The 14,566-nt window shown below is 65.5% G+C and carries 12 protein-coding genes and 1 pseudogene; 6 read left to right on the forward strand and 7 right to left on the reverse strand.

Features of this window, described 5'->3' with window-relative positions; all coding sequences use genetic code 11:
• Positions 1 to 118: 118 nt before the first annotated feature.
• The 5 genes and pseudogenes from XH87_RS27795 to XH87_RS27815 form a co-directional block, all read right to left on the reverse strand.
• Positions 119 to 961 carry a CarD family transcriptional regulator gene (locus XH87_RS27795; protein WP_081492469.1) on the reverse strand — a complete coding sequence of 281 codons (843 nt, stop codon included), beginning with the start codon at positions 959 to 961 and terminating at the stop codon, positions 119 to 121.
• 344 nt (positions 962 to 1,305) lie between these two features.
• Positions 1,306 to 1,644 (reverse strand): ferredoxin FdxA, encoded by a 339-nt coding sequence (gene fdxA, locus XH87_RS27800; RefSeq protein ID WP_035708232.1) that lies wholly within the window; start codon positions 1,642 to 1,644, stop codon positions 1,306 to 1,308.
• Between the two features lie 132 nt (positions 1,645 to 1,776).
• A pseudogene (locus tag XH87_RS27805) lies at positions 1,777 to 2,040 on the reverse strand (RNA-binding S4 domain-containing protein); the annotation flags it as partial.
• A 70-nt stretch (positions 2,041 to 2,110) separates the two neighbouring features.
• Positions 2,111 to 5,482, reverse strand: a complete 3,372-nt coding sequence (locus XH87_RS27810) for a helicase-related protein (protein WP_271589673.1) — start codon at positions 5,480 to 5,482, stop codon at positions 2,111 to 2,113.
• A gap of 774 nt (positions 5,483 to 6,256) precedes the next feature.
• The gene (locus tag XH87_RS27815) at positions 6,257 to 7,078 is read right to left on the reverse strand and encodes a DUF3108 domain-containing protein (protein ID WP_271589763.1); all 822 of its coding nucleotides are present in this window, start codon (positions 7,076 to 7,078) and stop codon (positions 6,257 to 6,259) included.
• A 627-nt stretch (positions 7,079 to 7,705) separates the two neighbouring features.
• Here XH87_RS27815 and rpmB point away from each other — a divergent pair.
• The 4 genes from rpmB (at position 7,706) to ftsZ (ending at position 10,754) form a co-directional block, all read left to right on the forward strand.
• Entirely contained in the window at positions 7,706 to 8,014 is a 309-nt protein-coding gene (gene rpmB / locus XH87_RS27820; RefSeq protein ID WP_131872631.1) for a 50S ribosomal protein L28, read from the forward strand.
• Positions 8,015 to 8,537: 523 nt separating this feature from the next.
• Positions 8,538 to 8,756, forward strand: coding sequence for a phospholipase effector Tle1 domain-containing protein (locus XH87_RS27825; protein ID WP_333909200.1), 219 nt, complete (start codon positions 8,538 to 8,540; stop codon positions 8,754 to 8,756).
• A gap of 81 nt (positions 8,757 to 8,837) precedes the next feature.
• Positions 8,838 to 9,464 carry a hypothetical protein gene (locus XH87_RS27830; protein ID WP_271589674.1) on the forward strand — a complete coding sequence of 209 codons (627 nt, stop codon included), beginning with the start codon at positions 8,838 to 8,840 and terminating at the stop codon, positions 9,462 to 9,464.
• Positions 9,465 to 9,497: 33 nt separating this feature from the next.
• Positions 9,498 to 10,754: a cell division protein FtsZ gene (gene ftsZ, locus XH87_RS27835; RefSeq protein ID WP_271589675.1), complete on the forward strand. Its 1,257-nt coding sequence runs from the start codon at positions 9,498 to 9,500 to the stop codon at positions 10,752 to 10,754.
• A 300-nt stretch (positions 10,755 to 11,054) separates the two neighbouring features.
• On the opposite strand, the gene XH87_RS27840 is transcribed toward ftsZ, so the two are convergent.
• Positions 11,055 to 11,705: a hypothetical protein gene (locus tag XH87_RS27840; RefSeq protein ID WP_271589676.1), complete on the reverse strand. Its 651-nt coding sequence runs from the start codon at positions 11,703 to 11,705 to the stop codon at positions 11,055 to 11,057.
• A gap of 187 nt (positions 11,706 to 11,892) precedes the next feature.
• Between XH87_RS27840 and XH87_RS27845 the strand changes: the two genes are divergently transcribed.
• Positions 11,893 to 13,227 (forward strand): DUF2235 domain-containing protein, encoded by a 1,335-nt coding sequence (locus tag XH87_RS27845; protein ID WP_271589677.1) that lies wholly within the window; start codon positions 11,893 to 11,895, stop codon positions 13,225 to 13,227.
• Between the two features lie 431 nt (positions 13,228 to 13,658).
• Positions 13,659 to 13,904, forward strand: coding sequence for a PilZ domain-containing protein (locus XH87_RS27850; protein ID WP_028177491.1), 246 nt, complete (start codon positions 13,659 to 13,661; stop codon positions 13,902 to 13,904).
• 174 nt (positions 13,905 to 14,078) lie between these two features.
• Here the strand turns inward: XH87_RS27850 and XH87_RS27855 are convergent, their stop codons facing one another.
• The gene (locus XH87_RS27855) at positions 14,079 to 14,486 is read right to left on the reverse strand and encodes a hypothetical protein (protein WP_271589678.1); all 408 of its coding nucleotides are present in this window, start codon (positions 14,484 to 14,486) and stop codon (positions 14,079 to 14,081) included.
• Positions 14,487 to 14,566 lie beyond the last annotated feature (80 nt).

Consider the following 14,566-nt stretch of genomic DNA (forward strand, 5'->3'; position numbering starts at 1 on the left):
CGCAGACCGCTCCTACAAAACCGACTTCGTCCTGTCCGCCGCATCGTCAGGCAGACCATGCACAAAAAAGCCCGGCCGTTCGGCCGGGCTCTTGATGGCTTGCGCAGAACCAGGCTGCTTACGCCGCCTCGTCGGCGACGGTGGTGTCGTCGCCATCGGTATCATCGGTATCGCCCTCGGTATCCGTGTCGCCCTCGCCGTCGGCGGCTTCCGCCTTGGCGCTGGCGCGGCGCGGGCTCTTGGCGAGCTGGGCCTCGATCTCCTTGACCGCTTCGGTCTCGGTCGAGTGCTGCACCACCGCGATCTCGCGGGAGAGACGGTCGAGCGCCGCTTCATAGAGCTGGCGTTCCGAATACGACTGCTCCGGTTGCGACTCCGAGCGATAGAGATCGCGCACGACTTCCGCGATCGCGACGATGTCGCCCGAATTGATCTTCGCTTCGTATTCCTGGGCGCGGCGCGACCACATGGTGCGCTTGACGCGGGCGCGGCCCTTGAGCGTCTCCAGCGCCTTCTTGACCAGCACCGGGTCGGACAGCTTGCGCATGCCGACGTTCGCGACCTTGGCGGTCGGGACGCGCAGCGTCATCTTGTCCTTGATGAAGTTGATGACGAACAGCTCGAGCTTCGCACCGGCGATCTCCTGCTCCTCGATGGCCAGGATCTGGCCGACGCCGTGGGCGGGATAGACGACGAACTCGTTGGCCTTGAAGCCCTGACGCTGGGTCACGACCTTCTTTTCCTCGACCTTCGGCGCAGCAGCAGGCTTGACCGCCGGCTTGGCGGCCACGGGAGCCTTGGCAGGCGCAGCGGCAACAGGGGCCTTCGTCGCGGGCTTGGCAACGGGAGCCTTGGCGGTCACCGGCTTGGCAGCGGGAGCCTTGGTGGCAGCAGCGGGCTTGGCAGCAACAGGCTTGACAGCGGTCGCTTTGGCGGCCGGTTTGGCAGTCTTGTTAGGCATTGCGCTTCTTTTGTTCTTCGAGGACTTTGCAGCCGGCGCCTTCGTCGCGGTCCGACCCTTGGATGCGCTACGGCTGGCCGCGGCGACTTTTTTGGCCTCCTTATGGGAAGCCCTCGCTGAAGTACTCTTTTTACGCGTTTTCTGTGACACAGCCTGCGCGCGGAAACTGCCACGCCCCTGTTCGACATTTGGTTTCACGGGAACCCAGAGGGGCCAACGGGGCTGACGGGGTTCGGCTTAATGTGCCCAATATAGCACATTTCCCGCAAAAATCAATGATTTAGGGGTCTTGAGGGCTGGTTTTCGGCTGAAGCGGCGCTATTAGGGTTAAGTTTGGGCCCGAATTAGTCGCCGGAGCCGGGGTTCGGAGAAAAATATTTCTCGAACTTGCCATCCATCCCGTCGAACTCCTTGGCGTCAGCAGGTGATTCTTTCTTCTGGGTGATGTTCGGCCAGCTCTTGGCGTATTCGGCGTTGACCTGAAGCCACTTTTCCAGGCCCGGTTCCGTGTCCGGCTTGATGGCGTCGGCGGGGCATTCCGGCTCGCACACGCCGCAATCGATGCACTCGTCGGGGTGGATGACGAGCATGTTGTCGCCCTCGTAGAAGCAGTCGACCGGGCAGACCTCGACGCAGTCGGTGTACTTGCACTTGATGCAGTTTTCAGTGACGACGTAAGTCATCCAACGCTCCGAAAAGCTCTTTTAGAAGTCGCGGCTTGCCTAGCGCGGATGGCCCTGCGCTGCAAGGTCGGGAAGGCCCGATCATGACGGCTTTGTGTGTTTGATCGACCAAGAAATGAATGGGATGCGCAATTAATTGCGCATCCCGAGCTCTTCGTAGAGCACCCGTGCCGAGGCAGCATCGCCGCGGCGTTCGCTAAAGCTTGTCACTCTCAACACGCGCACCGTGCGGTCGAGCGCGATGGTGAGCACGTCGCCGATCTTGACCGCATGCCCCGGCGAGGTCTCACGCGCGCCGTTGATGCGGACGTGCCCTGTGACGACCAGCTCGGCGGCGGAGGTGCGCGCCTTCACCACCCGCGCATGCCACAGCCATTTGTCGAGGCGCTGCCGCTCGGTCGTCGTGGCTCTATTCCTTTCGACGCGTTCTCGTCACGCCGCTCCGCACGTCGCTTGAAAACGCCTGCTATTCCTTCCGGCCGGACAGCTGCTCTTTCAGTGCGGCGAGCTTGGCGAAGGGCGAGTTTGGATCGGCGGGACGATCGCGCTCGCGCGGGCTTGCGCTCGAGGCATAGGGACGGAGCGACGGACCGCCCTGGCGGTCGCGTCCCTTGTCGCGGTCACGGCCGCGGTTGTCGCGGCCCTTGTCGCGTTCTCCGCCGAACTTGCCCTTGTCGCGATTGCGATCCTTGTCGCGATCCTTGTCACGATCCCTGCCCTGGAAACCGCGATTCCGTTCGCCGCCCTCGCCGTTTTCGCGGCCCTTGCGGAAATCCTTGCGATGATGACCGCCACGATGCCGCTCGCCCGGCTTGGCGCCTTCGGCGGCTTCGCCAGGCGCAGCCGCGCCAGCCTCGGCCCCCGCCTGCGGACGCGGCTGATGGTGACGCTGGTGGCGATGGCGCTCGTGGCGCGGCTTGCGGTCCTCGTGACGGCCGGCCGGGCGCCAGACCTCGACCAGCTCGGGCTCTGCCGGCGCGACTGCCGCCTCAGGCGCGGCAGCGTCCGGCGATGCCGCAGCTTCGGTCGCGGCCGTCTCGGCGGCGGCGGCTTCGAGCCCGGCAGCCTCGGCGGACGTCGCGGCCTCTTCCGCCGGCGGCGCGATGCCGGGGGCATCTTCGGGCGTGACAGGGGCCTCGGGAGACACTTCGAGCGCCGGCTCCTCATGGGCGGGCTCGTCCTGCGGCTCCATGCCGGGCGCGTCTTCGACCGTGACGGCTTCGATAGCGGCTTCGGTCGATGCAGTCGCCTCCAGCGGCAGGCCGGCGACGGCCTCCGCCGCGGTCTCGGTCTCCGCGCTGCCCTCGGCAGGCGGCGTCTCGGCCGCAACCGTTTCGGTGACGACGGGCTTCTGCGGCAGCGGCGGACGCTTCTCCATGCGATAGCCGAGCGCGCGCAGCACGGAGGCGAAGTCCTCGCCGGCCGAACCCGTCAGCGAGGTCATCGCCTGCGTGACGACGAAGCTGCGGCCGTCGAATGCGCCGGCGGGCTTTTCGCCGGGCGAGTTCTCGCGCCACGCCAGCGCCGGGCGGATCAGATCGGCCAGCCGCTCCAGGATGTCGACGCGCACCGCGCGCTCGCCGGCCTGCTTGTAGCCGAGCACGCGATAGGCATCGCGCGGCAGCTGCTTGTCGACCGGGAACGAGGTGCGGCCCGAAGACGCCAGATGCTGCGCGCCCGACAGCGCGGAGAGATCGATATTGTCCTGCTTCAGCGCCCAGAGCAGCGCGGCCAGCGCGCGCGCGGCGGGCTTGAGCAGACCGGGGAAATAGATGTGGTAGGCGCCGAAGCGGACGCCGTATTTCCGCAACACGGCGCGCGAGGGCTGGTCGAGATCCTTCAGCTCGTTCGCGATCCTGGGACGCTCGAGCACGCCGAGCGCCTCGACCAGCTGATAGGCGATGCCGCGGGCAATGCCGGTGACGTCCTCGGCCTTCGACAGCTCGAACATCGGCCCGAGCAGTTTTTCGATATGGGTCTTGAGCCAGAGCTCGAGCCGCGCCTGCACCTTGTCGCGGGGACCGCCGGTCAGGCGCTCGTCGGAGATGATGCGGATGCGCGGATGCAGCGCCTCGTCTGCGGCGGACAGCCGCGCCACGGCATCGCCGGTCCAGCGGATGATGCCTTCGGAGGTCAGCACGAACTGCTCGTCCGGCGCATTGCCGAGCTTCTCGGCGCGCGCGTTGATCTCGCCGGCGAGCACCGCTTGCGCTGCAGCCTGCAAGGCTTTCGCATCGGAGCCGGCTTCCGCCGCATCCGGTGCAAAGGTGAAGCCGTCGAGGCGGCCGATGACATGGCCTTCGACGATGACTTCGCCGGTCTTGCCGATTTCAGTATTCAAGCTCGTGTTCTCCCGCAGGCGGCGCATCAATACACTGGTCCGGCGATCAACGAAACGCTCAGTCAAGCGTTCATGGAGCGCATCCGATAATTTATTTTCGACCTCCCGCGTGATCCCCTGCCAGCGCTCGGGGTCCCTCAGCCAGTCCGGGCGGTTGGCGACGAAGGTCCAGGTGCGGATCTGGGCGATTCGGGCCGACAGCGTGTCGATGTCGCCGTCGATGCGGTCGGCCTGGGTGACCTGGGACTCGAACCAGGCATCCGGGATGCAGCCCTTCCGCATCAGGAAGCCGTACAGCGTCGTCACCAGCTCGGCATGGGCGGCCGGCGACAGCTTTCTGTAGTCCGGGACCTGGCAGGCTTCCCAGAGCCGTTCCACGGCGGCCTTGCCATGCGCGATATCGCGCACCTCGCCGTCGCGGGTGGCGTGGTCGAGCACGCGCATGTCCTCGGCAACAGGCGCGCGCGTCAGCGTCTCGTGGCCGGGGGCGAGGTTCAGCGACACCTGCAGCGCGCCGAGCGAGGAGAAATCCAGCTTCGAATTGCGCCATTGCAGCACCTTCACGGCATCGAAGGTGTGGTTCTGCAGCGCGTTGACCAGCTCGGGCTCGAACGGCGCGCAGCGGCCCGTGGTGCCGAAGGTGCCGTTGCGGGTGGCGCGCCCGGCGCGGCCGGCGATCTGCGCGAATTCCGACGGCGTCAGGCGGCGGAACTGGTAGCCGTCGAACTTGCGGTCGGAGGCGAAGGCGACGTGGTCGACGTCGAGATTGAGGCCCATGCCGACGGCGTCGGTGGCGACGAGATAGTCGACGTCGCCGTTCTGGAACATCGCGACCTGCGCGTTGCGGGTGCGGGGCGAGAGCGATCCCAGCACCACGGCGGCGCCGCCATGCTGGCGGCGGATCAACTCGGCGATGGCGTAGACTTCATCCGCCGAGAACGCGACGATGGCGGTGCGGCGCGGCTGGCGCGTGATCTTGCGGTCGCCGGCGAATTCGAGGCTGGACAGGCGCGGCCGCGTGATCATGGACACGCCCGGCAGTAGCCGCTCGATGATCGGACGCATGGTGGCGGCGCCCAGCAGCAGCGTCTCGTCGCGGCCGCGGCGGTTGAGGATGCGATCGGTGAAGACGTGGCCGCGTTCGAGATCGCTCGCGATCTGGACCTCGTCGACGGCGAGGAAAGAGACGTCGATGTCGCGCGGCATCGCCTCGACGGTCGAGACCCAATAGCGCGGATTCTTCGGCTTGATCTTCTCCTCGCCGGTGACGAGCGCGACGCTGGCGGCGCCCGCCCTGTCGGCGATCTTGTTGTAGACCTCGCGCGCGAGCAGGCGCAGCGGCAGGCCGATCATGCCCGAGGGATGCGCGAGCATCCGCTCGATGGCGAGATGGGTCTTGCCGGTGTTGGTCGGCCCGAGCACCGCGGTGACGCCCGCGCCAGGCACTCGATCGTGAAGGGCGCGCTCGGAAGCGAAGGGGGAGGAGGAAAAGGCCATGTCTGGGCGATTAGGTAGTGGCGATTTGGGCGAATGTCAGTGCTGCAATGGGGCGGGCCGGGGGCTGGCGCCAAATACGCCTACCGCTGTCATCGCCCGGCTCGACCGGGCGATCCAGTATTCCAGAGACGGCAATGATTGAGCCGAGAAGCCGCGGCGTACTGGATGCCCCGGTCAAGCCGGGGCATGACAGTGGAGCATGTGGCGGCCCTCCCCGAACCTTCCGCAACTGTCTCACTTTGCGACGTTTTTCCCGTTCGCTTTAAGCTTCGGAACGACTCTAGAACGAATCGCGGCCGAATCGCTGACTCCCCGTTGAGTCCCGTTCCGTTCACGCAACATGTCGCGGGACTCGTGTTGGCTGCGCACTAGATGGAGGTTCGGGCCGCCGCGCAAGCGGCGTGTGAAGGGCGAATTCCTTAAAGCTGGGGACGGCGCGGAGTCGAATCAGAATCGGAGAGGAGTCAAATGGATTCCCGCCGGGCGAGACCTGGCAAGACAGGCCAGAACAAAAAGTGCGAAAACAACCCCATGCACAGTAGGTAAGTCATTGATTTTGCGAAGATTCCCTTACCCTCCCCTGGAGGGGGAGGGTCGGCGCACAGGGAGCGCAGCGACATGGGCGTCGGGGTGGGGTGATCTCTCCATTCGGGCAGTCTCCGTGCGGAGAGATCACCCCACCCCGCTCGCGCTGCGCGCGATCGACCCACGGGCGAGCTACGCTCGTCCCGGACCCCTCCAGGGGAGGGTAAACGCGGACCGCCGCTACGGCTTTTACTGCGTCTTCGCCACCCTTGGCGGCTGGGCTGTGGTGATGAAGCTCGTCGCTTCCAGCATGGCGGGCCCGAGCGGCGTCGGCACTTTCAGCCAGAACGGGACCAGGATGCGCGTGCCGGCGACGGGGGCGAACGCGATCTCCATGTTGCGCTGGGCGGCGAGGTATTTGATCACGGGACGGTCGGGGATGTAGCCGGCGACAGGCACGAAATAGATCGCGCAGACCACGACCGGGCCACGATAGCCCTTTTCGGCCTTCACGGTCTCCATGCGCTTGAAATCGAGCTTGAGGTCGTAGCGCATGCGGCCGTCGAACACGGGCGCCGAGCTGTGGCAGGCCTCGGGCGAGACAGGATCGCCGGTGCCGGGCACGCGCAGCAGCGAGGCCGTCATCGGGTCCCAGACGCCGCGGCGATGGGCGTCGGTGACGACGATGCGGTCCGGATCGACCGGCGGCTCCGGCAGGATCGCAAAGTCCTTCACATTGCCCTTGTCGAGCGTGATGCGGATCTCTTCGGTCTTCTTCTGGGTGGTGGTGGAGGCCTGGTAGCCGGTCGCCACCAGCGCGCCGCCGACGACGCGCCCCTGGCTGGCGCCGGTGCCGGACCCGCCCGTGAACGATTTCAGCAGCCCCGTGGTGCCGCCCGCGGCCGCCGCCGAAAACACGTCGTCCTGGATGTCGATGTTCCAGCCGCCCTTGCCGACGGGAATGCCGGCGAGCGAAGCCTCATACTGCGCCTCGAGCTTGCCCTGCGCCGCCGCCGGCACCGCGCCCCACGCCAGGCCCCAAGCCAGGGCCAGCGCGCAAATGGCAGCCAGCCAGCGCGCCGGGCGCGGACTGGCCGGGCGCAGGTCTTGCGCAAAATGCGACGTTGCAGGCACGAAACAATCCAATCGGGGCGCGATGCGCTGTTACTTAAACCAAAAACCGCGGCAAACAATGTGTCCGGACCTGTCGGGGTCGGAACTCCAGCTGATATTTCGGCGGCGAATACGCCCTTTATGTGATGGTAAGGCGCGACAATCATTGCCGTTTTGGTGATCGGGAGGTAATCCTCTCTCCCCACATTCCACCGTCATGCCCCGGCTCGACCGGGGCATCCAGTACGCCGCGGCCCCTCTGGCCGACCACAGCCGTCTCGGTGTACTGGATCGCCCGGTCCCGGCTCCGCCAAGGGCTACGCCGAGGCCCACAGGGGTGCTCGGCCCGCCGAAGCCTTGGCGAAGGCGGCAAGCCGGGCGATGACACCTGTTGCGAAGCGCGAGATCCCGGGTTCGGGCTCCGCCCGCCCCGGGACGACGGGCCAAAAACGGCCCGTCGCTTGACGCAAGGCCCCTTCCCCCCTATACGTCCGCCCGCTCCCTGCAAGGACGAAAGAATTTGCCCCCGTGGCGCCCCGAATGGCGGCCGCAGATCGTTGGGGGTTCAGGATAAGGATTTTTGCCATGTCTCGCCGCTGCGAACTGACGGCCAAGGGCCCCCTCGTCGGCCACAAGGTCAGCCACTCCAACATCAAGACCAAGCGCCGCTTCCTGCCGAACCTCGTCAACGTGACGTTCCAGTCGGAAGCCCTCGGGCGCAACGTGCGCCTGCGCGTCTCCACCAACGCGGTCAAGAGCGTCGACCACAATGGCGGCCTCGACCCCTTCCTGCTCAAGGCCAACGCCGACAATCTGTCGCCGCGCGCCCTCGAGCTGAAGCGCGCCATCCAGAAGAAGGTCGGCGACACCGCGCCGGCGAAGCAGGCCAGCTGAGATTCTCGGAATTTGGGCGGGGGCTAGGTTGCGTCGCGTGGCGTAGGCTTAGCCGGTAAGAGTTTGCGTTGCGGCCGGATCGGAAGATCCGGCCGTTTTTGTTTTGCGGGCTTTCAAGAAGCAGTTTGATTTCGTCGCTACAACTCGGAAGTGAGCAACGTCGGATAACTTTCCTACGTATACATAAGGAGCGATCCGATTCCCCTCTTCATCTGGATCAGCCTGCAACAGCCTGAATTCTTCAGCAATGATCGGGGTAGGTCCAGCATCATGCTCCTCCTGCGACCCCACTGTCACCGCGAACCCCTTGGCGATGATTATTGAGTAGTGCCTCGCAACTACCTTGCGAAATTCATCAACCCAGCGCTAAACGACGCTTAAGATGATCCGATGATGAATTTTGACATCATCGACAGTTTCGCGTGCTCCGGATTTCTGGTTGGGCTCGAGGAGCAAGTGTCTCACACCTTTTCTTGGCTTCCGCTATATTCGCCCCGGTAGCATCACCCCGGAGGCGCATCCCATGGAGCACGCAGCCAGCCCAGCCGCGAAAAACCTCGTCATCTGCTGTGACGGCACCGGCAACGAGATCAGCGAGAACATCTCCAACGTCCTGAAGCTCTATCGCTGCCTGCGCAAGACGGACAGGACGCAGCCGCGGCACATTGTGCCCTGCGCGTCCGGCGGCCGGCACCGCAGCGCCACCCGTAAACAGCACCGCGCGCGGTTAACCGTCCATTAACCAACGCACCCTAGCCTGCTGTCATCGTCCAGCCATCACTAGCTCGAAATGCCTTCCCGGTTCGCTCCAGGAGAAGCGCCGATGTGCGTTGCGTTGTTGACGTATGCCGATCTCAGTGCCCGCCTCGATATCTCGCGCGAGGCCGCGCGGTCGCTGGCGAGACGTCGCCGCCTGCCGCGCTCGCGCTCGGAGGGCGGCAAGGCCCTGGTGAGGGTTGATTTCTCCGCGCTCCGGTACACGCCCCGCCCGCGAAAGGGCCGCCGGGCAGACCCCGTCGATGCCTCCATGGCGAAGACCGAGGCGATGGAGCCATTTCCGTTCCGACGGAGTCGGAACGGGGCTCCAGATTCTTGTTCTGACGCGTTTTCTTCACGCGAACCGGTATCCACTTCGCTCGAAAACGCTTCTGAGACCCGGGCCTTCAAGGCGGAGATCGCGCGGCTCGGAGACGTCGCAGCCGCCTACAGGGCCGTGTTCGAGCGCGAACGGGAGCGCGCCGACCGCCTCGCCGTCGCGCTGCTGCAGGCGACCGCCGAGACCAGGGCCGTCAATGCGTGGGCGGCACAACTGGAAGACGAAATGGCGGCGTTGCGGAGCGGTCGCCGCCCTGGCGGCTCGATCGCGGGACAGGCGGCGCGTCGGTTGGGGCATCTGGCCGCCTTCATCGTGCAAGCGGACCGCGCCGCCCGCACGCGAGACTTTCTTTGATCCCCGGCTCGCCGGACTAATCGTGAGGGAAAAATGGCTGGGAATATCGATATCCATGAAATGAAGGCCCGCATCGTCGTGTTCGGCGTCGGCGGCGCCGGCGGCAATGCCGTCAACAACATGATCACGGCCGGGCTGCAGGGGGTCGAGTTCGTGGTCGCCAACACCGACGCGCAGGCGCTGGCGATGTCGAAGGCCACGCGCCTCATCCAGCTCGGCACAAGGGTGACCGCAGGCCTCGGCGCCGGCTCGCAGCCGGAACTGGGACGCGCCGCAGCCGAAGAGGCGATCGACACGATCCGCGAGCAATTGACCGGCGCGCACATGGTGTTCGTGACGGCTGGCATGGGCGGGGGTACCGGCACCGGGGCTGCACCCGTCGTCGCCAGAATCGCGCGCGAGCTCGGCATTCTCACCATCGGCGTGGTCACCAAGCCGTTCTACTTCGAGGGCCAGCGCCGCATGCGCTTTGCCGAAGCCGGCATCGAGGAGTTGCTGAAGACGGTCGACACCCTCCTGATCATCCCGAACCAGAACCTGTTCCGGGTGGCCAGCGAGAAGACCACGTTCGCCGATGCCTTCGCCCTTGCCGACCAGGTGCTTTATTCGGGCGTGGCCTGCATCAGCGACCTCATCGTCAAGGAAGGGCTGATCAATCTCGATTTTGCCGACGTGCTCTCCGTCATGAAGGAGAAGGGCAAGGCCATGATGGGACGGGGCGAGGCTTCCGGCGAGAAGCGCGTGCTCGCCGCCGCCGTGGCCGCGATCTCCAATCCGCTGATCGAGAACCCCTCGATCAAGCGCGCCAGCGGCCTCATCATCTCCATCACCGGCGGCAAGGATCTGATGCTGTACGAGGTCGACGAAGCCGCGACCCGCATTCGCGACGAGGCCGACCCGGACGCCAACATCATCGTCGGCGCGTCGTTCGACGAAAGCCTCGAAGGCATCGTCCGCGTCTCGGTGGTGGCGACCGGAATCGATAATCTCGACGCGGCGCAGGCGCTGCCGGTGGAAACCGCGCTCACCCAGCTCGCCGGCAGGCTGCGCAACGACGGCCGTCGCATCGCCGATCGCATCGAGCGCAGTGCCCCCCTTCCGCAGGCGGTAAGCCCGCCGCTCCGCCCGCAGCCGCACCACCCCGTGGGGCCGCCGGCAAGGCCGGGCCTGGATTCTGCGCGGCAGGCGGCGCTTCAGCCGCTCGATCCTTACGGCCGCGCCCCTGCGCGCAATGCGCCCGACGAGGCCGTTCTCGATATCCCGGCCTTCCTGCGCCGCGCCGCCAACTGAGCGGTGAAGGAGGTGCGCTCCCTCCCTCCCTCGCTTGCGGGCAGGGGTATCGTATATGGAGCGATCTCGCCTGTGGCCATCCTTCGAGACGCCCGCCGTTGGCGGGCCCTCAGGATGAGGATCGAGGGCGCTGCGCCAGTTTCAACAGGCTCCGATGCTGCTTAGCCTCATCCTGAGGAGACTGCTGAAAGCGGTCGTCTCGAAGGACGAGGCGCGCGCTCCCGCGCTTGCGGGAGAGGGTTGGGGACTCGCTCCGAACGTCAGCAGACAAGCTTTCGAGCCGCGCAGCGCGCCGAGGCTTCAAGCTGCCGTGCTGCGCGGGCTCTCCGCTGCTTCCTTCTTGTCCGTCTCCTTGTCGCGGGACAGCCACGCCGGAAAACGAAGCAGGCGCTCGTTGGTGTCCTTTGGCAGCTCGATGGGCGGCGCTTCAATGGCCGAACTCGGCAGGTCCAGCGCGGCGTGTCCGGTTCGCACCGCATCCGCGCGCTGATCCAGTTCGCGCAACAGGGGATCGAGCACGCTGTCGATCTCGGTCGCCACCGACACCAGGAAACTATTGAGCTCACGCGCCTCGGGCACAACCGCCGCAGCCTGCTCGACCGCCCTGGAGAGACCGTCAACGACGGGTGCAAACGCGCCGGCGGCTTGCTTGATTCGTGCCTTGATTGCTTCGATCTCGCTCAGGACGCGCTCACGTTCCCGCCTTTTCTTCTCCTCCGAAAGGCGGGCTTCAATTTCGGCGATCTGGGCCGTCAGGGTCGTGGCTTCGGATGCGAGCGCATCGCGTCTTCCGCGCGCGCGATCGAGATCGCGGCTGAGATTGTCCACTAAGTCGTCCCTTGCGAACATGGCTTTGCTCCGTAGGACAGGCGTTTTGACCTGTAGGACGGCCTTGGCGCGAACCGCCAGCCTCGCCACCGACCGGATGGCCGGATCGGCCGAAACAGGCATCAATTTCCGTCGCGTCACATGGGCCGACATGGTGACCCCCATCGTCAACATTAGGCGACGGCATGGTTAACAAAGGGTTAATGTCAACAGACGATGCGGCCATGGACCGGGTGCCGGCGACGCCGCCTCCTCGCTGCCATCCAATTTCGCTATACTCGCCCCGGTAGCATCACCCGGAGCGCATCCCATGGAGCCCGCGCACGACACCGACCGCAAGCTAGATCCGAAACACCTCGTCATCTGCTGTGACGGGACCGGCAACGAGATCTCGGAGAACATCTCCAACGTCCTGAAGCTGTATCGCTGCCTGCGCAAGACGGACAAGACCTCGCCGCGGCAGATGGTGTTCTACGATCCCGGGGTCGGCACGGTGACGGAGCCGTCGACGTGGCACCGGATCAAGGCCAACGTCAACCTGGTGCTGGGGCTCGCCACCGGCTACGGGCTCGATGACAACGTGCTCTCGGCCTATTGCTTCCTGGTCGAGCATTATGCGCCCGGCGACAGGATCTACCTGTTCGGCTTCTCGCGCGGGGCCTACACGGTTCGCGTGCTGGCGGGGCTGATCCACAAGATCGGCCTGATCTCGCCGGAGCAGGAGAACCTCGCAGGCTCGGGCCTCGTCGCCTACAAGCAATATTCCGGCACCGGGCGCGGCAACGACATCGAGGACCTCAAGGACGTCGCTTTCGACGAGAGCGGGCCGCTGCCGAAGGACGAATTCGACCTCGCCGCGCAGTTCGCGCGCATCACCTCGACGCGCTGGCCGACCATCCACTTCATCGGCGTGTGGGACACGGTGGCGAGCGTGATCGTGCCGCGGCGTGACAATTTCTTCTTCGTGTTCAGCCTGGAGGAGCTCGCCTTCACGCTGCGTAATCCGAGCGTCAGGATCTTCCGGCAGGCGATCGCGATCGACGAGCGGCGCTGCATGTTCCGCCTGAAGCAGTACCGCCAGCCGCAGGACTTCTGGAGCAACCGCTACGTCCCCGACGAGAAGAAGGTGCCGCAGGACATCCTGCAGGTGTGGTTCGCCGGCGTGCACAGCGACGTCGGCGGCGGCTATCCGGAGGCCGAAAGCGGGGAGTCGAAATATCCGCTGATCTGGATGATCGAGGAAGCCGCGAAGGCCGGACTGAACTTCAACCCGCGCACGGTGAACCAGCTCGCCTGGGGCGTCCAGCGCAAGAACTCGCCGTTCAAATATGTGGAGCCCGCATTCACGGGGAAGACGGGCGAATTGCACGATTCGATGACGCCAGCCTGGCGCGTGCTGGAGTATGTGCCGAAGAGCGCGAAGTACAAGGAATGGCCGGAGCGGAAGGCGGTGCTCGGCTTCTACATCCCCAACTGCGAGCCGCGCGTCATCCCCGAAGGCGCCCATGTGCATGAGAGCGTGCTGAAGCGGATGGCGGTGGAGCCGGACTACCGGCCGGTGAACATGCCGAAGGACTACGTGACGGTGCCGATGCCGGTGCGGCCGGGTCACGCGGAGGCTGCGGGGGAGATGGAGGGGGTGTGAGGGGCACACGAGCGCAACAAAGCAGCTGTTGTCCCTGCCTAAAGCGCGATGAGATTCGGATGAATCATCATCGTGCTTCAGGTTGTTGTTTGCGCATGATCTTTCCGGAAAACCGCTTCGCACTTTTCCGGATCATGCTTTAGTGCGCACGGAGCGCAGGAACCCATAGCCACAGGGAGCGGTGTGGCGAAGACTTGTCGTTCGGTACTGCTACTACCCACATCGATAGACCACGCGGTATGGGTCCCTGCTTTCGCAGGGGACGACGGCGGAGGTTGAGGTGGCACTTCCCACCCCGCCACCGCCGCTTTCCGCCTTCGCCGGCACTTTTCGTTAAAATTCTCCTGCCGGCCTTAGCTGGTTCGCATCAACTCCCCGGCATCATCGCCACCCGAACCCGCCGCTAGATGCGGAATTGGAGGAGAGTGCCAATGCATCCGCGCCGCCATGTCCGCGTCAAGCCAGCAGGGCTGGTGTCGCGCCAGGCCAAGATCATCACCGACCCGCGCGCGCCGGTGATCCCGTGCACGCTGATCGACTATTCGCCCGGCGGCGCCTGCGTCGATCTCGGCGGCCAGGTGAAGATTCCCGACCGGTTCGAGCTGCTGCACGTCAACACCAAAAAGCGCTGCCGCATCGCCTGGAAGCGCGGCACGCGGGTGGGCGTGGTGTTCTAGGCTTACCCTCCCCTGGAGGGGGAGGGTCGAGCGCGCGCAGCGCGATCGGGGTGGGGTGATCTCTCCACTCGGGCAGTGCATGTGTGGAGAGATCACCCCACCCCGCTGCGCATTCCGCTTCGCTGCATGCCCAGCGACCCTCCCCCTCCAGGGGAGGGTAAGAAAGAGCGTCCCCTACTTCCGCATCCTCGCCTTTGCCCCCGCGACGATCTGCATGGCGACGCCGGCGAGCCAGCCGGCGAAGACCAGCCAGGTCCAGGCCATGTGCGGATCGAGCCGGAGCACGATGACGGCGACGGAGACGAAGGCGGTGAGCGTCGCGAACAGCGTGCCGGCGGCGCTCATGAATTCGGCGGCGTCGATCTGGCTGTGCGCATCGTCGAACGGCATCTGCGGCGTGTCGATGCCGAGATAGAAGCCGATGCCGCCGAGCAGCATCATCAGCAGCAGGAAGCCCTGCGTGGTGAGCGCGGGAATGGCCGATCCGACATGGGCGCCGATGAACAGCCCGCATGCCGCGCCAGCCATCGCAAGCCCCACGCGCTCGAAGATGTGAGCAGCTTTGCGGACAGGATAACGCATGGGCAGCCCTCCGTTGCTTCGACTGCACACGAGGTTAGGCCAGTTTCGGGGGGCGTGGAAGCTCGGGGGATTTACGGATG

It is taken from the genome of Bradyrhizobium sp. CCBAU 53415, assembly GCF_028128735.1.
Taxonomy (GTDB): domain Bacteria; phylum Pseudomonadota; class Alphaproteobacteria; order Rhizobiales; family Xanthobacteraceae; genus Bradyrhizobium.

Bases quoted from the DNA above. Each gene is read 5' to 3' on its own strand.
- XH87_RS27840 (WP_271589676.1), bottom strand. From the start codon at position 11,705: ATGCCTGTTTCGGCCGATCCGGCCATCCGGTCGGTGGCGAGGCTGGCG.
- XH87_RS27845 (WP_271589677.1), top strand. From the start codon at position 11,893: ATGGAGCCCGCGCACGACACCGACCGCAAGCTAGATCCGAAACACCTC.
- XH87_RS27795 (WP_081492469.1), bottom strand. From the start codon at position 961: ATGCCTAACAAGACTGCCAAACCGGCCGCCAAAGCGACCGCTGTCAAG.
- XH87_RS27810 (WP_271589673.1), bottom strand. From the start codon at position 5,482: ATGGCCTTTTCCTCCTCCCCCTTCGCTTCCGAGCGCGCCCTTCACGAT.
- XH87_RS27855 (WP_271589678.1), bottom strand. From the start codon at position 14,486: ATGCGTTATCCTGTCCGCAAAGCTGCTCACATCTTCGAGCGCGTGGGG.
- ftsZ (WP_271589675.1), top strand. From the start codon at position 9,498: ATGGCTGGGAATATCGATATCCATGAAATGAAGGCCCGCATCGTCGTG.
- XH87_RS27850 (WP_028177491.1), top strand. From the start codon at position 13,659: ATGCATCCGCGCCGCCATGTCCGCGTCAAGCCAGCAGGGCTGGTGTCG.
- XH87_RS27825 (WP_333909200.1), top strand. From the start codon at position 8,538: ATGGAGCACGCAGCCAGCCCAGCCGCGAAAAACCTCGTCATCTGCTGT.
- rpmB (WP_131872631.1), top strand. From the start codon at position 7,706: ATGTCTCGCCGCTGCGAACTGACGGCCAAGGGCCCCCTCGTCGGCCAC.
- fdxA (WP_035708232.1), bottom strand. From the start codon at position 1,644: ATGACTTACGTCGTCACTGAAAACTGCATCAAGTGCAAGTACACCGAC.
- XH87_RS27830 (WP_271589674.1), top strand. From the start codon at position 8,838: ATGTGCGTTGCGTTGTTGACGTATGCCGATCTCAGTGCCCGCCTCGAT.